Source organism: Pseudescherichia sp. (assembly GCF_031998825.1).
Taxonomy (GTDB): Bacteria; Pseudomonadota; Gammaproteobacteria; order Enterobacterales; family Enterobacteriaceae; genus Pseudescherichia.
Window position 1 is genome coordinate 1 of sequence record NZ_DAMACX010000012.1, and the last position, 21,275, is coordinate 21,275.

At 59.2% G+C, this 21,275-nt stretch carries 18 protein-coding genes and 1 pseudogene; 15 read left to right on the top strand and 4 right to left on the bottom strand.

Features of this window, described 5'->3' with window-relative positions; genetic code table 11:
• Positions 1-2 precede the first annotated feature (2 nt).
• The 5 genes from rnc to acpS all read left to right on the top strand — a co-directional run bounded on the left by rnc (position 3) and on the right by acpS (position 3,534).
• Positions 3-683, top strand: coding sequence for a ribonuclease III (rnc, locus tag RTP97_RS07870; protein ID WP_312212774.1), 681 nt, complete (start codon positions 3-5; stop codon positions 681-683).
• Complete coding sequence (gene era / locus RTP97_RS07875) at positions 680-1,588, top strand: GTPase Era (protein WP_312212773.1); 909 nt, start codon at positions 680-682, stop codon at positions 1,586-1,588. The genes rnc and era overlap by 4 nt, the downstream gene beginning before the upstream one ends.
• A 65-nt stretch (positions 1,589-1,653) precedes the next feature.
• Positions 1,654-2,379: a DNA repair protein RecO gene (gene recO / locus RTP97_RS07880; RefSeq protein WP_312412553.1), complete on the top strand. Its 726-nt coding sequence runs from the start codon at positions 1,654-1,656 to the stop codon at positions 2,377-2,379.
• 43 nt (positions 2,380-2,422) lie between these two features.
• Positions 2,423-3,154, top strand: a complete 732-nt coding sequence (gene pdxJ, locus RTP97_RS07885; RefSeq protein ID WP_312212772.1) for a pyridoxine 5'-phosphate synthase — start codon at positions 2,423-2,425, stop codon at positions 3,152-3,154.
• A complete protein-coding gene (gene acpS, locus RTP97_RS07890; RefSeq protein WP_312212770.1) occupies positions 3,154-3,534 on the top strand; it encodes a holo-ACP synthase in 381 nt (126 codons plus the stop codon). The genes pdxJ and acpS overlap by 1 nt, the downstream gene beginning before the upstream one ends.
• On the opposite strand, the gene RTP97_RS07895 is transcribed toward acpS, so the two are convergent.
• Both RTP97_RS07895 and RTP97_RS07900 read right to left on the bottom strand, forming a co-directional pair.
• The gene (locus RTP97_RS07895) at positions 3,531-3,791 is read right to left on the bottom strand and encodes a YfhL family 4Fe-4S dicluster ferredoxin (RefSeq protein WP_312412402.1); all 261 of its coding nucleotides are present in this window, start codon (positions 3,789-3,791) and stop codon (positions 3,531-3,533) included. The two genes, acpS and RTP97_RS07895, sit on opposite strands and share 4 nt — an antisense overlap.
• 55 nt (positions 3,792-3,846) lie before the next feature.
• Positions 3,847-4,695, bottom strand: a complete 849-nt coding sequence (locus RTP97_RS07900) for a MurR/RpiR family transcriptional regulator (RefSeq protein ID WP_312412405.1) — start codon at positions 4,693-4,695, stop codon at positions 3,847-3,849.
• Between the two features lie 116 nt (positions 4,696-4,811).
• Here RTP97_RS07900 and murQ point away from each other — a divergent pair, with 116 nt between their 5' ends.
• The 4 genes and pseudogenes from murQ (at position 4,812) to tadA (ending at position 8,273) form a co-directional block, all read left to right on the top strand.
• On the top strand, positions 4,812-5,708 hold the full coding sequence (gene murQ, locus RTP97_RS07905) for an N-acetylmuramic acid 6-phosphate etherase (RefSeq protein ID WP_312412556.1): 897 nt from the start codon (positions 4,812-4,814) through the stop codon (positions 5,706-5,708).
• Between the two features lie 9 nt (positions 5,709-5,717).
• Complete coding sequence (locus RTP97_RS07910; protein WP_312412408.1) at positions 5,718-7,082, top strand: PTS transporter subunit EIIC; 1,365 nt, start codon at positions 5,718-5,720, stop codon at positions 7,080-7,082.
• Between the two features lie 3 nt (positions 7,083-7,085).
• Entirely contained in the window at positions 7,086-7,721 is a 636-nt protein-coding gene (gene yfhb / locus RTP97_RS07915; RefSeq protein WP_312412411.1) for a phosphatidylglycerophosphatase C, read from the top strand.
• A 26-nt stretch (positions 7,722-7,747) separates the two neighbouring features.
• Positions 7,748-8,273: pseudogene (tadA, locus tag RTP97_RS07920) on the top strand (tRNA adenosine(34) deaminase TadA).
• On the opposite strand, the gene mltF reads toward tadA, so the two are convergent.
• Positions 8,270-9,844: a membrane-bound lytic murein transglycosylase MltF gene (gene mltF / locus RTP97_RS07925; RefSeq protein WP_409455929.1), complete on the bottom strand. Its 1,575-nt coding sequence runs from the start codon at positions 9,842-9,844 to the stop codon at positions 8,270-8,272. The pseudogene tadA and the gene mltF sit on opposite strands and share 4 nt — an antisense overlap.
• 266 nt (positions 9,845-10,110) lie before the next feature.
• On the opposite strand from mltF, the gene purL reads away from it, so the two are divergent.
• The 5 genes from purL to glnB all read left to right on the top strand — a co-directional run bounded on the left by purL (position 10,111) and on the right by glnB (position 18,415).
• Positions 10,111-13,998, top strand: coding sequence for a phosphoribosylformylglycinamidine synthase (gene purL, locus RTP97_RS07930; RefSeq protein ID WP_312412414.1), 3,888 nt, complete (start codon positions 10,111-10,113; stop codon positions 13,996-13,998).
• A 498-nt stretch (positions 13,999-14,496) separates the two neighbouring features.
• Positions 14,497-15,927: a two component system sensor histidine kinase QseE/GlrK gene (gene qseE, locus RTP97_RS07935; RefSeq protein ID WP_312412416.1), complete on the top strand. Its 1,431-nt coding sequence runs from the start codon at positions 14,497-14,499 to the stop codon at positions 15,925-15,927.
• Positions 15,928-16,662, top strand: coding sequence for a two-component system QseEF-associated lipoprotein QseG (gene qseG, locus RTP97_RS07940; RefSeq protein ID WP_312412418.1), 735 nt, complete (start codon positions 15,928-15,930; stop codon positions 16,660-16,662).
• Positions 16,659-17,996, top strand: a complete 1,338-nt coding sequence (gene glrR, locus RTP97_RS07945) for a two-component system response regulator GlrR (RefSeq protein WP_312412420.1) — start codon at positions 16,659-16,661, stop codon at positions 17,994-17,996. The genes qseG and glrR overlap by 4 nt, the downstream gene beginning before the upstream one ends.
• Positions 17,997-18,076: 80 nt before the next feature.
• Entirely contained in the window at positions 18,077-18,415 is a 339-nt protein-coding gene (gene glnB, locus RTP97_RS07950; protein WP_002438074.1) for a nitrogen regulatory protein P-II, read from the top strand.
• A gap of 64 nt (positions 18,416-18,479) precedes the next feature.
• On the opposite strand, the gene hmpA is transcribed toward glnB, so the two are convergent.
• The gene (gene hmpA, locus RTP97_RS07955) at positions 18,480-19,670 is read right to left on the bottom strand and encodes an NO-inducible flavohemoprotein (protein ID WP_312412423.1); all 1,191 of its coding nucleotides are present in this window, start codon (positions 19,668-19,670) and stop codon (positions 18,480-18,482) included.
• 313 nt (positions 19,671-19,983) lie between these two features.
• Here hmpA and glyA point away from each other — a divergent pair, with 313 nt between their 5' ends.
• Positions 19,984-21,237 (top strand): serine hydroxymethyltransferase, encoded by a 1,254-nt coding sequence (gene glyA / locus RTP97_RS07960; protein ID WP_312412426.1) that lies wholly within the window; start codon positions 19,984-19,986, stop codon positions 21,235-21,237.
• The last annotated feature ends 38 nt before the right edge of the window (positions 21,238-21,275 follow it).

Below are 21,275 nucleotides of genomic sequence, written 5' to 3' on the forward strand. Positions count from 1 at the left end.
GCATGAACCCCATCGTAATTAATCGGCTTCAACGGAAGCTGGGCTACACTTTTCAACATCAGGAGCTATTGCAGCAGGCGCTAACCCATCGCAGTGCCAGCAGCAAACACAATGAGCGTCTGGAGTTTTTGGGTGACTCCATTTTAAGTTTTGTTATTGCCAACGCGCTCTATCACCGTTTTCCTCGCGTAGACGAGGGCGACATGAGCCGGATGCGCGCCACGCTGGTGCGCGGCAACACGCTGGCCGAGATTGCCCGCGAGTTCGAGCTGGGCGAGTGCCTGCGTTTAGGGCCGGGCGAGCTTAAAAGCGGCGGTTTCCGCCGGGAGTCGATTCTGGCCGATACCGTAGAAGCGTTGATTGGCGGCGTGTTTCTCGACAGCGATATTCAGACCGTCGAAAAGCTGATCCTCTACTGGTATCAGTCCCGCCTGGACGAGATTAGCCCAGGGGATAAACAAAAAGATCCGAAGACGCGTTTACAGGAATTTTTGCAGGGTCGTCACCTGCCGCTGCCAACCTATCTGGTTGTGCAGGTGCGTGGCGAAGCCCACGATCAGGAATTTACTATCCACTGCCAGGTAAGCGGCCTGAGTGAACCGGTGGTCGGCACAGGTTCCAGCCGCCGCAAGGCGGAGCAGGCAGCCGCCGAACAGGCGTTGAAGAAACTGGAGCTGGAATGAGCAACGAAAAAACATACTGCGGATTCATTGCCATCGTTGGACGTCCCAACGTTGGCAAATCCACCCTGCTGAACAATCTGCTTGGGCAGAAGATCTCTATTACCTCCCGTAAAGCGCAGACCACGCGTCACCGCATCACGGGGATCCATACCGAAGGCGCTTACCAGGCCATCTATGTGGACACCCCGGGCCTGCACATGGAAGAGAAGCGCGCCATTAACCGCCTGATGAACAAGGCGGCCAGCAGCTCAATCGGCGACGTTGAGCTGGTGATCTTCGTGGTAGAAGGCACCCGCTGGACGGCAGACGACGAGATGGTGCTCAACAAGCTGCGCGACGGTAAAACGCCGGTGATCCTGGCGGTTAACAAGGTCGATAACGTGCAGGAGAAGGCGGATCTGCTGCCGCACCTGCAGTTCCTCGCCAGCCAGATGAACTTCCTCGACATCGTGCCGCTCTCTGCCGAGACCGGAATGAACGTGGATACCATCGCCAGCATCGTGCGTAAACATCTGCCGGAAGCGATCCACCACTTCCCGGAAGATTACATCACCGATCGCTCACAGCGCTTTATGGCCTCGGAGATCATTCGTGAAAAGCTGATGCGTTTTCTCGGTGAAGAGCTGCCCTACTCGGTGACCGTCGAGATCGAGCAGTTTGTCAGCAACGATCGCGGCGGCTACGACGTCAACGGCCTAATCCTGGTTGAGCGCGAAGGTCAGAAGAAGATGGTGATTGGCAACAAAGGGGCCAAGATCAAAACCATCGGCATCGAAGCCCGCAAAGATATGCAGGAGATGTTCGAAGCCCCAGTGCACCTTGAGCTGTGGGTGAAGGTTAAATCCGGCTGGGCCGACGACGAGCGCGCTTTGCGTAGCCTCGGCTACGTTGACGATCTCAAATAATTGACTGAGGTGAACGGGTGCTGCCAACGCACCTGCGACTCGCAAGACGACGAGTATAAATGCTGATGGAAGGGTGGCAGCGCGCTTTTGTCTTACACAGTCGTCCCTGGAGCGAAACCAGCCTGATGCTGGACGTCTTCACGGAAGAGTCGGGCCGCGTGCGCCTTGTTGCAAAAGGCGCACGGGCAAAACGATCTAACCTGAAGGGCGCCCTCCAGCCCTTTACGCCTCTGCTGGTACGCTTCGGCGGCCGGGGTGAAGTCAAAACCCTGCGCAGCGCGGAAGCGGTCTCACTGGCGCTCCCCCTGAGCGGCATCACGCTTTATAGCGGTCTCTACGTTAACGAGCTTATCTCTCGCGTACTTGAACATGAGACGCGCTTCTCTGAACTTTTTTTCGATTACCTGCACTGTATTCAGGCGCTGGCAGGCCTGAGCGGCTCGCCCGAACCGGTCCTCCGGCGCTTTGAGCTGGCGCTGCTGGGGCATCTTGGGTACGGCATCGATTTTATGCACTGCGCCGGAACCGGCGAAGCGGTGGAGGACACCATGACCTACCGCTACCGGGAGGAGAAAGGGTTTATCGCCAGCGTGGTGATAGATAACCGCACCTTTACCGGCCGCCAGCTGCGGGCGCTTGCCGAGCGCGAGTTTCCCGACGGCGATACGTTAAAAGCGGCGAAACGCTTTACCCGCGCGGCCCTGAAGCCGTATCTTGGCGGGAAACCGCTAAAAAGCCGGGAGCTGTTTCGCCAGTTTGTGCCGAAACGGCCAGCGCCGGATGCACCGTAAAACATCCACCGTAAGATAAAGGATATTCGAGGATTGTATTGTCATGGCTGAACTACTGTTAGGCGTTAATATCGATCACATTGCTACCTTGCGTAACGCACGTGGCACGGCATACCCTGATCCGGTCCAGGCGGCGTTTATTGCCGAGCAGGCAGGGGCGGACGGTATTACGGTGCATCTGCGCGAGGATCGCCGCCACATCACCGACCGCGACGTGAAGGTGCTGCGCCAGACCCTGGATACGCGCATGAACCTGGAGATGGCGGTTACCGAAGAGATGCTGGCTATCGCCTGCGAGACCAAACCTCACTTCTGCTGCCTGGTACCGGAGAAGCGTCAGGAGGTCACCACCGAAGGCGGGCTGGACGTAGCCGGACAGCGGGATAAGATGCGCGACGCCTGCACGCGGCTGGCGGAAGCCGGGATCCTGGTATCGCTGTTTATCGATGCCGATCCCGAGCAGATCAAAGCCGCCGCAGAGGTAGGTGCGCCCTACATCGAAATCCATACCGGCTGCTACGCGGATGCGGAAGACGAGGCCACCCAGGCCAAAGAGCTGGAGCGCATCGCCAACGCGGCGACCTATGCGGCGAGTCTCGGGCTTAAGGTCAACGCCGGTCACGGTCTGACCTACCACAACGTGAAGGCCATCGCCCAAATCCCGGAGATGCACGAGCTGAACATCGGCCACGCCATTATTGGCCGGGCGGTGATGAGCGGCCTGAAAGAGGCGGTTGCCGAGATGAAACGCCTGATGCTGGAAGCACGCCGGTAATGGCTATTCTGGGCTTGGGCACGGATATTGTGGAGATCGACCGCATCGAAGGGGTGATCTCCCGCTCCGGCGACCGGCTGGCAAAGAAAGTGCTGAGCGCTAACGAGTGGGCCATCTACCAGGCCCATCAGCAGCCGGTGCGCTTTCTCGCCAAGCGCTTTGCGGTAAAAGAGGCGGCGGCTAAGGCCTTCGGCACCGGCATTCGCAACGGCCTGGCGTTCAACCAGTTTGAAGTCTTTAACGACGAGCTGGGCAAGCCGCGCCTGCGTCTGTGGGGCGAAGCGCTAAAGCTGGCGGAGCGGCTGGGCGTCGCGCATATGCACGTCACCCTGGCGGATGAACGACGCTACGCCTGCGCGACGGTGATTATCGAGAGCTAAATCTTATCCGCATGGTGCAGCAGGACAAACTTGTCCCACAGCTGCTCCTGGCTCTCAATATACGCTGGATCCTTGAGGATCGTATTGGGGATAGGGCAGACCTTCTGACACGTCGGCGTCTCATAGTGGCCGACGCACTCCGTGCAGCGATCGCTGTCGATCTCATAAACGCTCTCACCCATCGAAATGGCCTCGTTCGGACACTCGGGTTCGCACATATCGCAGTTTATGCATTTTTTGGTGATCAACAGCGCCATCGGGAAATCTCAGAAGCTACACAAGCAGGGCGGGTATTATACGCCTGATTTCTGCTCAGACCAGTTTTTTCACCAATGCCTCGCTGTGGCGGATCCGCTCCGGGGCGTGCTCCAGATCCTGCTGCACCAGTGCCATAAACAGCAGGTCAGTCAGTAGCATTTGCGCGCTGGTAGAGGAGATGGCCGCGCTGCGGGTGGCCTGCTCCTCGGCAATGGTATACAGGCAGCGAGTCGAGCGCTGCTGCAAGGCGTTAGGGGTAAAGCCGGTGATCGCCAGGATCTTCGCCCCAACGCGAAAGGCTTCATCCGCCGCCATGTTGATCTCCCGCCGTTCGCCAGTATAGGAGATAGCCAGCAGCAGATCGCCGCTCTCCATGGCCTGCGCCGTTGCCAGCAGGGCGTGCATATCCTGCTCTACCACCGCATGCAAACCAATCTTCATCAGCTTCCAGCCAAAATTACGCGCCACCAGCCCGGACGCGCCGATGCCGGTCAGCACGATCCGTCGCGCATCGCGCAGCATGATCACGCTCTCCTGAAGCTTATCCTCGGTATTTACATCAAGCGTCGCGTTCATGGCGCTGACCTTCTCGTGGATCAGCTTCTCGCCTACCACCCGCAGGGGATCGTCGCCGCGGATCTGGTTATGCACCGGAACGGAGTGGGGCGTTGGCGTGCTGACCAGCGCTTCGCTAATCGCCAGCTTGAGCGCCGGAAATCCTTTAAACCCCAGCTTCTGGGCGAACTTTACCACGCTGGACTGGCTGATACCCGCCTCGGCTGCCAGCTGTTGCGAGCTGAGGTGGCGGGCGCGATCGGGCTGGGTGAGGAGAAAATCAGCCAGCTTTTTATCGCTTTGTGCCAGGCCCGCATAGCGCTGACGGATATGGATCAAACAGTTCATGGTAACTCCGGGGGCAAAACGTGACAACGGCAACAAACATCCTGTTCGCAGGCATCAATGAATTATATATTCCATTATACTGCGCGGGACACGAATTAAATATTCAAAAGGTACTGATAATGAATCTTGGCTCACTGGTATCAGAAACGCGAAATTCTGAGACGATGGATCTGGACGCGCTTTCGACTATCGAGTTAGTAACCCGTTTTAATCAACAGGATACGCTGGTCGCGCTGGCAGTGAAAGAGACATTGCCAGATGTTGCAAAAGCGGTGGATGCCGCAGCGGCAGCACTAAAGGCAGGGGGACGCATCATCTATATGGGCGCAGGAACCAGCGGGCGGCTGGGTGTCCTCGATGCTTCGGAGTGCCCGCCGACCTTTGGCGTCCCGCACGGTCTGGTGATTGGCCTGATCGCCGGTGGCCCGGGCGCGCTGCTGAAGGCGGTAGAGGGGGCAGAGGATAACCCGCAGCTGGGAGAGGACGATCTGCGCGAACTGACGCTCGACTCCCGCGATCTGGTCGTAGGTCTGGCTGCGTCCGGGCGCACGCCTTACGTCATCGGCGGGCTGAAATATGCCCGGGCCACGGGCTGCACCACGGTAGCTATCTCCTGTAATCCCGCCTCGCCAATCGCTCAGGAAGCTGACATTGCCATCTCGCCCGTAGTAGGGCCGGAAGCGTTAACCGGCTCTACCCGCCTCAAGTCCGGCACGGCGCAAAAGCTGGTGCTGAACATGATCTCCACCGGGGCGATGGTCAAGTTTGGCAAGGTCTACCAGAACCTGATGGTCGATATGAAAGCCAGCAATATCAAGCTCGTCGATCGCGCCTGCCGCATGGTGGTTGAGGCGACAGGCGTCACGCTGGAGCAGGCCCGCAGCGTGCTGGAGCAGACCGGGTATGACGTGAAGCCCGCTATTTTAATGGTGCTCACCGGGCTGGACGTAGATGCTGCACGCGCCCGGCTCGACGCCCATCAGGGGTTCTTACGCGCCGCGCTTAACGACTAAGAGGTTCACATGGATAAGTCACTGACGTTGGCAGGGGAGATTTTGCAGGGCATCGGCGGGCAGGGCAACGTGCTGCGGCTGGAAAACTGTATGACCCGCGTCCGGTTTGAGGTACAGGATGAGGGGCTGCTTAATATCGGCAGGCTGAAATCGCTCCCGGGCGTCAGCGGCTACGTTAAGCAGGGCGAGCAGCATCAGCTGATCGTCGGGCCAGGAAGAGCCGGGCAGGTGGTAGATGCTATGCGCACGCTGGTCAATGGCGAAGGAGTAGCCCCGATCCCGGACGAGATTGCCCGCAATAAGGCCCAGGCGAAAGCGCAGTATAAAGCGCCAATGAGCGATGCGCTGCGCATGCTGGCGAACGTTTTCATTCCGCTCATTCCGGCGTTTATCGCTTCCGGCCTGATCACCGGCATTATCAATATCCTGAAGCGACCCGATATTGCTGGCGATATCGCGATTCACTACCCCAACGTGCTGGGGCTGCTCGGCATCTTTGGCAGCGCCGTGTTTGCGATTATGAATATCCTTGTGGGGGTCAACGCGGCAAAGGTGTTCGGCGGCTCGCAGGCGTTAGGCGGAGTGATGGCCGGCATCCTCTCCAGTCCGCAGCTGGCGCAGATCACGCTGTTTGGCGAAGCGTTGCAGCCAGGGCGCGGCGGGGTCATCGCCGTGCTGCTGGTGGTTGCGCTGATGTGCTGGTTTGAGAAGCGGTTTCGTGAACGACTGCCGGGCTCGCTGGAGTTAATTCTTAACCCGCTGCTGACCACGCTCATCACCGGGACGATTGCGATCGTGGCGCTACAGCCGCTCGGGGGCTGGATTTCTGAATCCATTGCCCATGGAGCTGGCTGGGCTATCGATCGCGGCGGCCTGCTGGTAGGCGCAGTGCTGGCCGGTAGCTTTTTGCCGCTGGTGCTTACCGGCCTGCATCAAGGCCTGGTACCGATCCACGTGGAGCTGGTTCAGGCGCACGGCTCCAACGCCCTGCTGCCTATCCTCTCAATGGCAGGCGTTGGGCAGGTAGGTGCAGCCCTGGCCGTGCTGCTTAAGACGCGCAACGCGCGGCTAAAAACGGTAATAAAAGGTGCGCTACCGGTGGGGCTGTTGGGCATCGGCGAGCCGCTGATTTTTGGCGTCACGCTGCCGCTGGGTAAGCCGTTTATCGGCGCCTGCCTGGGCGGCGCGGTGGGTGGGGCGCTTGTCTGCTACTGGAAGGTAGCGACGGTGATTACCTTTGGGATTTCCGGTTTACCGCTGGCTTTAACGATTGTTACCGGAAAAGTCACGATCTATCTGTTAGGCTATTTATTGGCAGTTATCGCTGGGTTCCTGTTTACCTGGCTGTTAGGTTTTAACGATCCAAAGGAGTAGGGTTTGGCAAATAGCGAGCGTCGTGTTGTGTTTTTCGATCTGGATGGAACGCTGCACCAGCAGGATATGTTCGGTACATTTCTGCGGTATCTGCTGCGGCATCAGCCACTCAATGCGCTGCTCGTTCTACCCCTGTTGCCGGTTATCGGCGTTGCGTTACTGGTGAAGGGGCGGGCTGCCCGCTGGCCGATGAGCCTGCTGCTGTGGGGATGCACCTTTGGCCACAGCGAGGCGCGGCTTAAGGCGCTGGAAAAGTCATTTGTCACCTGGTTTCGCGGGCGCGTCACCGCCTTCCCGGTGGTGCAGGATCGGCTGACCAACTATCTCGACGCCTCGGATGCCGATATCTGGCTGATCACCGGCTCGCCGCAGCCGCTGGTGGAGCAGGTCTATTTTGATACGCCCTGGTTGCCTCGTGTCAACCTGATCGCCAGCCAGATCCGCCGTAGCCACGGTGGCTGGGTGCTCTCTATGCGCTGTCTCGGTCATGAGAAGGTTGTGCAGCTGGAGCAAAAAATAGGTACGCCGCTGCGCCTCTACAGCGGCTACAGCGACAGCAAGCAGGATAACCCGCTGCTCTACTTCTGCGAACATCGCTGGCGGGTCACGCCTCACGGAGAGCTACAGCAACTCGAGTAGTGTGTGCGTACTTACACCTGTGTATAATGCGCCCCGTTTTGACTACTGGAGTGCTGAGCCGTGTCCGATACTGAATTAACCCACGAATACTGGATGCGCCACGCGCTCTTACTCGCGCAGCGCGCCTGGGACGAAGGGGAAGTTCCGGTCGGGGCGGTGCTGGTACACAACAACCAGGTCATCGGTGAAGGGTGGAACCGGCCCATCGGCCGCCACGATCCCACCGCCCACGCCGAAATCATGGCCCTGCGCCAGGGTGGGCTGGTGCTGCAAAACTACCGCCTGCTTGATACCACGCTCTACGTCACCCTTGAACCCTGCGTCATGTGCGCAGGGGCGATGGTGCATAGCCGTATCGGCACGCTGGTGTTTGGCGCACGGGATCTGAAAACCGGCGCGGCAGGCTCCCTGATGGATGTCCTGCATCACCCCGGCATGAACCACCGGGTTGAGATCGTTGAGGGAACGCTGAGTGATGAATGCTCGGGCATGCTCAGCGAATTTTTCCGCCAGCGTCGGCTGGCGATAAAAGCGCAAAAGCAGGCGCGTTAATGCGGCTCTGCGCCCGCTGACGCCTGATTCAATATCCCCGGCAGCGTAAAGCTGGACTGACCAAACGCCTCGGCGGGGGAGAAAGCACTCAGCGGCATTACGCCATAGCGCGTCTCTGCAAGCTCCTCATGGGCAACCGCCGGGTAGCTTTGCGCCATGCGCTGCTCGTGAGCGAGCTGCTGCTCCTGCTGGCGGGCTTTCTCCTGCAGATAGCCCACCAGGCTAATCTGGTACTTGCGGATGTTTTCCACGTAGGCGTAGGCCTCATGGCCGCGGGCGTAGCCGTAGGTCAGCCTGCTGTACCAGGCTTTCTGGCTAAGCAGCGGCAGGCGCTGCTTTACGTCAGACCAGCTATCCGGATTGCCTTTGGTCTTCGCCGTCAGGGCGCGGGCATCAAGCATATGGGCATAGCCCATGTTGTAGGCCGCCAGCGCAAACCAGATCCGCTCCTCTTCGGGTACGCTCTCAGGTACTCGAGCCATCATATCCTGCAGATAGCGCGCCCCGCCGCTGATGCTCTGTTCGGCGTCGGTGCGATCGGTCAGGCCCAGGCTCTGGGCAGTATTTTTGGTCAGCATCATCAGGCCGCGCACGCCGGTGGGGGAGGTGGCCTGGGTATCCCAGTGGGACTCCTGATAAGAAATAGCTGCAAGCAGACGCCAGTCAATCTTCTGGGCGTACTTCTCAAACAGCGGACGCAGGTCAGGCAAGACGTTGTCAATGGCGCGCAGGAAGGCGCGGGTGTCTACGTAGTCAAACCCCTTGCCGTGGCCGAGATACTTCTCCTCAAGGCGCGCCAGGGTGCCGTCCTCGTTAATCACGTTGAAGAAGTCCAGCATGGCGGCGGAGAGGGCATTATCGCTATCCTTCTGGCTAAACCACGCCACCGGCTGCTCATCGGTGATATCCAACGCCACCGCCAGCTCGGGGTGCACGCGCTGGAACAGGCTAATGGCCACGGAGTCGGCGATGGTATAGGCCAGCTTGCCCTGGGCAACCTGCAAAAGCAGATCGTTAGTGCCCAGCTTCTCATCCACCTTCCAGCTCAGCTCCGGATACTTCTTCTCCTTCAGCGCCTGCAAATCGTTGATAGCAACGTGCCCCGGCGCGACGGTCAGTTGAGCGTCGGTCACCGTCGCCAGCGTGCGCGGGCGCAGGCTGCCTACCCGGTAGACCAGCTGCTGGGAGACCGAATAGTAAACCGGCCCGCTCTGGTAGTGCTTAATGCGTTCGTTGTTATAGACCAGCCCGGCCGCCAGCATATCGGCATTGTCGTTATCGAGATCGTCAAACAGCTGGTTGATATTCTGCCGCACGGTAACGCGCAGCTTAACTCCGAGGTAGTTAGCAAACTGTTCGGCCAGCTCGTAATCGAGGCCGGTGGGCTTATCGCTGGTGGCGTTCCAGGTGAGCGGAGAGACCAGGGTGCTGACGCGCAGCTCGCCGCGCGCCTGGATAGCGGCGATGCGGTTTTCGGCTTTACCCGACCAGGGGATAGAGGGCCACAGGGCTGCTGCCAGCAGCAGGGTGACAATGCCGATAAGCAGATAATTAAACTTTAATTTTCTCAATGAGTTAATTCTCTGCGTCGCCTGACGCCTCAGTCTGCCGTCATTATTATAGAAAAGCGTTTGTCCGGAAGTGAGCGGCATTTTGCTTAAGATTGCGGGACTTAGCAACTTATTAGAGAATTAGGTAACATCTATTGTTAAAAAATGCGGGCAATTTTATTTCCACGCAAACGGTTTCGTCGGCGCGCAGGATTCTCTATAATGACGCCCGTTTTCCCCCTGGCGCATTCTTACAGCGTCATCGACGCGCTAAAGACGAGAGACTTATGATGGAAATTCTGCGTGGTTCGCCTGCACTGTCTGCATTCCGTATCAACAAACTGCTGGCACGCTTTCAGGCAGCCGCCCTCCCGGTAAGCAACATTTACGCTGAGTATGTCCATTTTGCTGACCTCAACGCTCCTCTAAATGCCGATGAACACGCCCAGCTCGGCCGCTTGCTCACCTACGGCCCGCGCCTGAGCAGCCACGCCCCCACTGGCAAACTGCTGCTGGTCACGCCGCGTCCGGGGACCATCTCTCCCTGGTCTTCAAAAGCGACGGACATTGCCCACAACTGTGGCCTGACGCAGATCGCCCGCCTTGAGCGCGGCGTCGCTTACTACGTTGAGGCGTCGACCCTGAGCGCAGAGCAGTGGCAGGCGGTGGCCGCCGAGCTCTATGACCGTATGATGGAGACGACCTTTGACGCGCTGGAAGAGGCTGAGAAACTCTTTGCCCACCATCAGCCCGCGCCGGTAGCAAGCGTAGACATGCTGGGGCAGGGACGTGATGCGCTGGTAGAGGCTAACCAGCGTCTGGGCCTCGCGCTGGCGGAAGACGAAATTGATTACCTGTTCGATGCCTTCACCACCCTCGGGCGTAACCCGAACGACATCGAGCTGTACATGTTCGCCCAGGCGAACTCCGAGCACTGCCGCCACAAAATCTTCAACGCCGACTGGGTGATCGACGGCGAGCAGCAGCCGAAGTCGCTGTTTAAAATGATCAAAAACACCTTTGAGAAGACCCCGGATCACGTGCTGTCTGCCTATAAAGACAATGCCGCGGTGATGGAAGGCTCAGAGGTGGGGCGCTTCTTCGCCGATAGCGAAGCAGGCCGCTACGATTTCCATCAGGAGCCTACCCATATCCTGATGAAGGTCGAGACCCACAACCACCCGACGGCAATCTCGCCGTGGCCGGGCGCGGCAACCGGCTCCGGCGGTGAGATCCGTGACGAAGGCGCAACCGGACGCGGCGCGAAGCCGAAAGCGGGCCTGGTGGGCTTCTCGGTCTCTAACCTGCGTATTCCTGGCTTTGAGCAGCCGTGGGAAGAGGATTTCGGCAAGCCGGATCGTATCGTTACCGCGCTGGATATCATGACCGACGGCCCGCTGGGCGGCGCGGCGTTCAACAACGAATTTGGCCGTCCGGCGCTGACCGGTTACTTCCGTACCTACGAAGAGAAGGTCAACAGCCACAACGGCGAAGAGCTGCGCGGCTACCACAAGCCGATCATGCTGGCGGGCGGTATCGGGAACATTCGTGCTGACCACGTGCAGAAGGGCGAGATCACCGTCGGCGCGAAGCTGGTGGTGCTCGGTGGCCCGGCAATGAATATCGGTCTTGGCGGCGGCGCGGCCTCGTCAATGGCCTCCGGCCAGTCCGATGCCGACCTCGACTTTGCCTCTGTCCAGCGTGACAACCCGGAGATGGAGCGTCGTTGCCAGGAGGTGATCGACCGCTGTTGGCAGCTGGGCGATGCCAACCCCATCCTCTTTATCCACGACGTTGGCGCGGGCGGTCTCTCTAACGCCATGCCGGAGCTGGTGAGCGACGGCGGCCGCGGTGGCCGTTTCGACCTGCGCAGCATTCTGAGCGATGAGCCGGGCATGAGCCCGCTGGAGATCTGGTGTAACGAATCGCAAGAGCGTTACGTGATGGCGGTGGCCGCTGACCAGATGGAACTGTTCGATGCCCTCTGCCGCCGCGAACGCGCCCCGTATGCGGTGATCGGCGAAGCGACCGAGGAGCGTCACCTGAGCCTGACCGACAGCCACTTCGACAATCAGCCTATCGACCTGCCGCTGGACGTTCTGCTCGGCAAAACGCCGAAGATGACCCGCGACGTTGAATCGCTGAAAGCCGCCGGAGAAGCTTTCGACCCGCAGGGCATTACCGTGGCCGACGCGGTTAACCGCGTGCTGCACCTGCCTGCGGTAGCGGAGAAAACCTTCCTGGTGACCATCGGCGACCGTACGGTCACCGGCATGGTCGCCCGGGATCAGATGGTTGGCCCGTGGCAGATCCCGGTCGCCAACTGTGCGGTAACCACCGCCAGCCTTGACAGCTACTACGGCGAAGCGATGTCTATCGGGGAGCGCTCCCCGGTGGCGCTGCTGGACTTTGCCGCCTCCGCCCGCCTGGCGGTCGGTGAAGCGCTGACCAACGTGGCCGCCACGCAGATTGGCGACATTACACGCATCAAGCTCTCTGCAAACTGGATGGCCGCAGCCGGTCATCCGGGTGAAGATGCCGGCCTCTATGAGGCGGTGAAAGCGGTGGGCGAAGAGCTGTGCCCGGCGCTCGGCCTGACTATTCCAGTGGGTAAAGACTCTATGTCGATGAAAACCCGCTGGCAGGAGGGGAGCGAGCAGCGCGAGATGACTTCGCCGCTGTCGCTGGTGATCACCGCATTTGCCCGCGTAGAAGATGTGCGCCACACCGTGACGCCGCAGCTCTCTACCGATGCTAACGCCCTGCTGCTGATTGATCTTGGCAAGGGCCACAACGCGCTGGGCGCGACGGCGCTGGCCCAGGTCTACCGCCAGCTGGGCGATAAACCGGCCGACGTGCGCGACGTGCATCAGCTTAAAGGCTTCTACGACGCCATGCAGGCGCTGGTGGCGGCGCGCAAGCTGCTGGCCTACCACGACCGCTCCGACGGTGGCCTGCTGGTGACCCTCGCCGAGATGGCCTTTACCGGCCACTGCGGGATCGAAGCCGATATCGCCGCGCTGGGCAGCGATCGTCTGGCTGCGCTGTTTAACGAAGAGCTGGGGGCGGTGATTCAGGTACGCGCCGAGGATCGTGAAGCGGTGGAGAATATCCTCAGCGCCCACGGCCTGGCCGACTGTGTGCACTATCTGGGCCATGCCGTCGCCGGGGATCGCTTCGTGATTACCGCCAACGGTCAGGCGGTGTTCAGCGAAAGCCGCACCACGCTGCGTATGTGGTGGGCAGAGACCACCTGGCAGATGCAGCGCCTGCGCGATAACCCGACCTGTGCCGATCAGGAGCATAACGCCAAGGCGCAGGATAACGATCCGGGCCTCAACGTGAAGCTCTCCTTCGACATCAACGAAGACGTGGCCGCACCTTACATTGCGACCGGTGCACGTCCGAAAGTGGCCGTTCTGCGTGAGCAGGGGGTTAACTCCCATGTTGAGATGGCGGCGGCCTTCCACCGTGCGGGCTTTGATGCCATTGACGTCCACATGAGCGACCTGCTGGAAGGCCGCACCACGCTGGAGAGCGCCCACGCGCTGGTGGCGTGCGGCGGCTTCTCCTACGGTGACGTGCTGGGGGCGGGCGAGGGCTGGGCGAAATCGATCCTCTTCAACGAGCGCGTACGCGACGAGTTCGAAACCTTCTTCCACCGTCCGCAGACCCTGGCGCTGGGCGTCTGTAACGGCTGCCAGATGATGTCCAACCTGCGCGAGCTGATCCCAGGCAGCGAGCTGTGGCCGCGCTTCGTGCGTAACGTTTCTGACCGCTTTGAAGCGCGCTTCAGCCTGGTCGAAGTGACGCAAAGCCCGTCGCTGCTGTTGCAGGGCATGGTCGGCTCGATGATGCCTATCGCGGTTTCCCACGGTGAAGGCCTGGTTGAAGTACGTGATGATGCGCACCTCGCCCAGCTGGAGAGCAAAGGGCTGGTGGCGCTGCGCTATGTCGATAACTTCGGGAAGGTCACCGAAACGTATCCAGCCAACCCGAACGGCTCGCCGAACGGGATCACGGCGGTGACCAGCGAAAGCGGACGCGTGACCATCATGATGCCGCACCCGGAGCGCGTATTCCGTACCGTGGCGAACTCCTGGCACCCGGAAAACTGGGGCGAGGATAGCCCGTGGATGCGTATCTTCCGTAACGCCCGTAAGCAGCTGGGTTAATAGCAGCACGCCGCTGTCGCAAAATCCCGACAGCGGCAAAAATCAGTGTCGCCAGCTGGCGACACTTAATTTATTGATTTTAAATGACTTATTTTTGATCGCTGCGGGGTGTTGCTAATTAGCGACACTTTGCTTAAAAAAAATGCAAAAATGATGCACTTCACAAAATAATAAATAGCTATATAAACAGTGAGTTATGTATTAATAATGTACATTGGCATAACTTGTGCATATAATAACGCAGTGGCTCATTCACCTTCTTATGTCAGCCCCTTCGGGACGCGCTACATAAACCCTGGAATGACGCACAAACAGGTGCCTGCCGTCTCACTTCTGATCATAGCGTTGCTATTTCAGGCCCGGGGCGAAACGTCGAGTAAGGCACCGCCTATTCCATGATAATGCCGGGTTTTTACCCGGCTTTATTATTTTTGGCCTTTCCCCATCCCTCATCCTCAGTTAGCATTCCGTTAAATCCTTTCTTACGAGAGCAACGCGTTGAAACGCTGGCCTGCATTTCCCCGCTCCCTGCGACAGCTTGTCATCATGGCGTTCTTGCTGGTTCTGCTGCCGCTGTTGGTACTGGCCTGGCAGGCGTGGCAAAGCCTGAATACGCTTAGTGCCCAGGCGGCACGCACCAACCGCACCACGCTTATCGACGCCCGTCGCAGCGAGGCGATGACCAACGCAGCGCTGGAGATGGAGCGCAGCTATCGGCAGTACTGCGTGCTTGACGATCCCACCCTGGCGCGGGTCTACCAGAGCCAGCGCAAACGCTACAGCGACATGCTTGATGCCCATGCTGACGTGCTGCCGAATGAGCGACTCTACCAGGCGCTGCGGGAGGATCTGAACGCCCTTGCCCAGCTGCAGTGTCACAACAGCGGCCCCACGCAGGCGGCCTCGACCAGCCTTGAAGCTTTCGCCGCCGCCAATACCGAGATGGTGCAGACCACCCGCAAGGTGGTGTTTAACCGCGGACAGCAGCTTCAGCAGGAGATCGCCGCCCGCGGCCAGTTCTTTGGCTGGCAGGCGCTGCTGCTGTTCCTGGTTAGCCTGGCGCTAGTGCTGCTCTTTACCCGCATGATCATCGGCCCAGTAAAAGGGATTGAACGGATGATCAACCGGCTGGGGGCAGGGCAGTCGCTGAACAGCCGGGTGGCCTTTAAGGGGCCGCGCGAGCTACGCTCTGTTGGCGAGCGCATCATCTGGCTCAGCGAGCGCCTGGCGTGGCTGGAGTCCCAGCGCCACCAGTTTCTGCGCCATATCTCCCACGAACTGAAAACCCCGCTGGCCAGCATGCGGGAAGGCACCGAGCTGCTGGCCGACGAGGTGGTGGGGCCGCTGACGGCGGAGCAAAAAGAGGTGGTGGATATTCTGGATGGCAGCAGCCGCAATCTGCAAAAGCTGATCGAGCAGCTGCTGGATTACAACCGCAAACTTGCCGATGGGGCCGTGGAGCTGGAGACCGTCGCCATTGCGCCGCTGATCGAGACGGTGATCTCCGCTCACAGTTTACCGGCACGGGCTAAAATGATGCATACGGAGGTCGCGCTGAAGGCGGAGAGCTGTCTGGCGGAGCCGGTACTGTTACTGAGCGTGCTGGATAATCTCTACTCTAACGCGGTGCACTATGGCACTGAATCCGGTAACATTCTTATTCGTAGCTATCCGCACGGCACGCGCCTGCGGATAGACGTCGCCAATACCGGTTCGCCCATTCCGCAGGCCGAGCGTGAGATGATTTTCGAACCTTTTTATCAGGGAAGCCACCAGCGTAAAGGCGCGGTAAAAGGCAGCGGGCTGGGGCTGAGCATCGCCAGGGAGTGTATTCTGCGCATGCAGGGTGAACTGCAGCTGGTCACCAGCGACGAATCGGGCGTCTGTTTTCGCATTGAGCTGCCGCTGGCTGGATCGGATAAAAGCTAATTGAACCTATATCAGGTAACTATGTCGCATATTTTGAGTCGCGTTGTGAAAATGATTTCGCCGCATTCCGCGTTGCCTGTCGGCTTAACATGCCTGCTGCTGGCGGGCTGCGCACCGGACGCTCCCGTTAAGCCGGTTAATAAAGTTCAGGAAGAGAAGCTCCCCCAGCGTCAGCTGGCTGATTTTCTGTCAACGCCCTGCGATAACGTCTGGTCGCTGACCGGGCAGGCCGTGGAGTCGAATCCGCTCTACTGGCTGCGCGGCATGGATTGCGCGGAGCGCCTCTCACCGGTGATGGCGCGCGCCGAAGCTAAGCGCTGGCCTGATGATACCTGGCAGGCTACCTTCAAGCGCGGCATTTTGCTGGCCAATGCCAAAATCACCCCGCTGGAGAGACGCGCCTTTACCACGCGGATGGACACCCTCAGCCCACAGCTGCCGATGCAGGTCCGGACGCTGTTCCAGGTCTGGCGCGACGGCCAGGCGACGCAGCTCCAGCTGGCGGAGGAGCGCTCGCGCTATGCCAAACTCCAGCAGTCGCGGGACAGCGATCTGGAGGCGCTACGTCAGCAGCAGCAGCATCTGCGCGAGGAGCTGGAGACCACCTCGCGTAAGCTGGAAACCCTGACCGATATTGAGCGGCGGCTCTCAACACGCAAACCCGGTGGGACGGAGATCCCCGACAGCACCCGTCCGGCGCAGCCGGATGCTCAACAGGAGGATGTTAAGCCATGACGCCGCATAAACCTGCCCATCTGCTGCTGGTGGATGACGATCCCGGCCTGCTAAAGCTGCTGGGCCTGCGCCTGACCAGCGAGGGCTATAGCGTTGTGACTGCCGAAAGCGGCCAGGAGGGGCTGCGCGTGCTGGCGCGGGAGAAGGTCGATCTGGTGATCAGCGATCTGCGTATGGACGAGATGGATGGCATGCAGCTCTTTGCCGAGATCCAGCGCGTCCAGCCGGGCATGCCGGTGATTATCCTTACCGCCCACGGCTCCATTCCCGACGCCGTTGCCGCCACCCAGCGCGGGGTATTTGGCTTTCTCACCAAGCCGGTGGATAAAGACGCACTCTATAAGGCCATCGACGATGCGCTGGAGCACGCCGCGCCCGCCAGCGATGAGGCGTGGCGGGAGAATATCATCACCCGCAGCCCGGTGATGCTGCGCCTGCTGGAGCAGGCCCACATGGTAGCCCAGTCTGACGTCAGCGTGCTGATCAGCGGTCAGAGCGGAACCGGCAAGGAGATCCTCGCCCAGGCGATCCACAACGCCAGCCCGCGCGGCAAAAAAGCCTTTATCGCCATCAACTGCGGCGCGCTGCCGGAACAGCTGCTGGAGTCAGAGCTGTTTGGTCACGCGCGCGGGGCGTTTACCGGCGCGGTCAGCAGCCGGGAAGGGCTGTTCCAGGCGGCGGAGGGCGGCACGCTGTTTCTCGATGAGATTGGCGATATGCCCATCCCGCTCCAGGTCAAGCTGCTGCGCGTATTGCAGGAGCGCAAGGTGCGTCCGCTGGGCAGCAATCGTGATATCGATATTGACGTGCGCATTATCTCCGCCACCCACCGCGATCTGCCCAAGGCGATGGAGCGCGGCGAGTTTCGGGAAGATCTCTTTTATCGCCTGAACGTGGTCAGCCTGAAGATCCCGGCGCTGGTAGAGCGGGCAGAGGATATCCCGCTGCTGGCCAATCACCTGCTGCGGCTGGCCGCCAGCCGGCATAAGCCGTTTGTGCGGGCCTTCTCTACCGACGCCATGAAGCGTCTGATGACCGCCTCCTGGCCGGGTAACGTGCGCCAGCTGGTGAACGTCATCGAGCAGTGTGTGGCGCTCACCTCCTCGCCGGTGATCAGCGATGCGCTGGTGGAGCAGGCACTGGAGGGGGAGAACACCGCGCTGCCCACTTTTGCCGACGCCCGGAACCAGTTCGAACTTAACTATCTGCGCAAGCTGCTGCAGATCACCAAGGGTAACGTGACGCATGCGGCGCGCATGGCCGGGCGTAACCGCACCGAGTTTTATAAGCTGCTTTCACGTCACGAGCTGGACGCAAACGACTTTAAAGAGTAGGCCACACACGCACGTGAAATATGGTAGTGTGAGCAATCGATTACGACGCTGCTGACAGGCAAAAGAATTAGGGGATCACCGTGAAAAAGATTGATGCGATTATTAAACCTTTCAAGCTGGATGATGTGCGTGAAGCGCTGGCTGAGGTCGGCATTACCGGGATGACCGTCACCGAGGTGAAAGGCTTTGGTCGCCAGAAGGGCCACACCGAGCTGTATCGTGGCGCGGAGTACATGGTGGATTTTCTGCCGAAGGTAAAAATTGAGATCGTGGTGACCGATGATATCGTCGATACCTGCGTGGATACCATTATCCGCACGGCGCAGACCGGTAAAATCGGTGACGGTAAGATTTTCGTTTTCGACGTGGCGCGCGTAGTCCGTATCCGTACCGGCGAAGAGGACGACGCGGCTATCTGATAGCCCGCATGATTGTCCCCAGGCTTACCCCAGCCCCCTTGCGCGGGCTGGGGTAAGCGAGATCTTATAAGACCTTGTGCGGACCGAAGCACTCATAGTGGATGCGATCGGCATCAACGCCCAGGGCGATCAGCTGCTTCGCCGCGAACTGCATAAAGGCGACCGGGCCGCAGAGATAGCACTGCATCGTCGGATCGCTAAACGCACCCTCTAGCTTGCTTAAATCCATCAGCCCTTCGCTATTAAAGCGCGCTGCGCTACGATCTTCTGCAGTCGGGATACGATACCAGGTATGTGCCTGGAATCGCGGCAGCTTGCTGCCCAGGGCGGCAACTTCATCCTCAAAGGCGTGTACCTCGCCGCTCTCTGCCGCATGGAACCAGTTCACCTGGCCTGCATGCTGCGCGCTGGCGAGGGTGTCCAGCATCGCCAGCATCGGCGTTTGACCTACGCCTGCGGAGATCAGGGTCACCGGGGCGTGCGGAGGCACGTCGAGGAAGAAGTCACCCGCCGGGGAAGCCAGCTGGACCACGTCGCCCACGCGCGCTTCATTGTGCAACCAGTTAGAGACCTGACCGCCTTGCTCACGCTTCACGGCGATGCGATACCCTTTGCCATCGGCCTTGCGGGTCAGGGAGTACTGGCGGATCTCTTGGTGCGGGAAACCCTCCGGCTTCAGCCAGACGGCGAGATACTGGCCCGGACGGTACTCGGCTACCGGCTGGCCGTCGACCGGCTCAAATTCAATGCTGGTAATCAGCGCGCTGCGCGGCGTTTTCGCCACGATGCGGAAGGCGCGGGTGCCTTCCCAGCCGCCAGGCTGCGTAGCGTGGGCTTCATACAGCTCGGCTTCGCGGTTGATAAACACGCTCGCCAGCACGCCGTAGGCCTTACCCCACGCCTCCAGCACCTCCTGACCCGGACTATAAAGCTCATCAAGGGTTGCCAGCAGATGTTCACCGACAATGTTGTACTGGGCAGGTTTGATTTGGAAGCTGGTGTGCTTCTGAGCGATCTTCTCCACCGCAGGCAGCAGCGCCGGGAGATTCTCAAGATTGCTGGCATAGGCGGCAATAGCATTAAACAGCGCTTCGCGTTGGTCGCCGTTGCGCTGGTTGCTCATGTTGAAAATCTCTTTCAGCTCCGGATTATGCTTAAACATGCGGTCATAGAAATGCGCCGTCAGTTTCGGACCAGTTTCGACAAGCAGGGGGATAGTAGACTTCACGGTTGCGATAGTTTGAGCGTCGAGCATTGCCTTTTCCTTAATGATTATTTCTATAAGTTGTATTTTAAATACATCTTATAAAAGTTCCCCTGTATTGTAAATGGTTAATAGCGTATTTCCGCTGCGTTGAAATGTCATGAAAAATTTGCACGATAAACCTGAAAAGAAATCGTGATTCTGGAGGCGGGTTCTTGCACGACAAACCCTTGCGCCACGCGGAGCCAATCGTTTGCGTAAAAACGCATGTCAAGACCTGTTATCAGAAAATGGATCGGTTATACTGGTCGCCGTTGCCCCGAGGGCCATTGAAAATTACCGTTAGCTGAGTCAGGAGATGCGGATGTTAAAGCGTGAAATGAACATTGCCGATTATGATGCCGAACTGTGGCAGGCGATGGAGCAAGAGAAAGTACGTCAGGAAGAGCACATTGAGCTGATCGCCTCCGAAAACTACACTAGCCCGCGCGTTATGCAGGCTCAGGGTTCTCAGCTGACCAACAAATATGCCGAAGGCTACCCGGGCAAGCGCTACTACGGCGGCTGTGAATACGTCGACGTGGTTGAGCAGCTGGCTATCGATCGTGCAAAAGCGCTGTTTGGTGCAGACTACGCGAACGTGCAGCCGCACTCTGGCTCCCAGGCTAACTTCGCGGTCTACACCGCGCTGCTGCAACCGGGCGATACCGTTCTGGGTATGAACCTGGCGCAGGGCGGCCACCTGACTCACGGCTCCCCGGTTAACTTCTCCGGCAAACTGTACAACATCATCCCTTACGGTATTGATGAGTCCGGTAAAATTGATTACGAAGACATGGCGAAGCAGGCTAAAGAGCACAAGCCGAAGATGATCATCGGTGGCTTCTCTGCTTATTCCGGCGTGGTCGACTGGGCAAAAATGCGTGAAATCGCCGACAGCATCGGTGCTTACCTGTTCGTTGATATGGCGCACGTTGCGGGTCTGATTGCCGCAGACGTTTACCCGAACCCGGTTCCGCACGCGCACGTTGTCACCACCACCACCCACAAAACGCTGGCGGGCCCACGCGGCGGTCTGATCCTGGCGAAGGGCGGCAGCGAAGAGCTGTACAAGAAGCTGAACTCCGCTGTGTTCCCAAGCGCACAGGGCGGCCCGCTGATGCACGTTATCGCGGCAAAAGCGGTTGCGCTGAAAGAAGCGATGGAGCCAGAGTTCAAGGTTTACCAGCAGCAGGTTGCTAAAAACGCCAAAGCAATGGTTGAAGTGTTCCTGAACCGTGGCTACAAAGTGGTCTCTGGCGGTACTGAAAACCACCTGTTCCTGCTGGATCTGGTTGATAAGAACCTGACCGGTAAAGAAGCTGACGCTGCCCTGGGCCGCGCCAACATCACCGTGAACAAAAACAGCGTGCCGAACGATCCGAAGAGCCCGTTTGTGACGTCCGGTATCCGTATCGGTTCTCCGGCTGTAACGCGCCGCGGCTTTAAAGAAGCGGAAGTGAAAGAGCTGGCTGGCTGGATGTGCGACGTGCTGGACAACATCAATGACGAAGCTGTCATTGAAAGCACCAAACAGAAAGTGCTGGATATCTGCGCCCGCTTCCCGGTTTACGCATAATCCTTGCTGGATGTGAAAAAAGGCCGCTGATGCGGCCT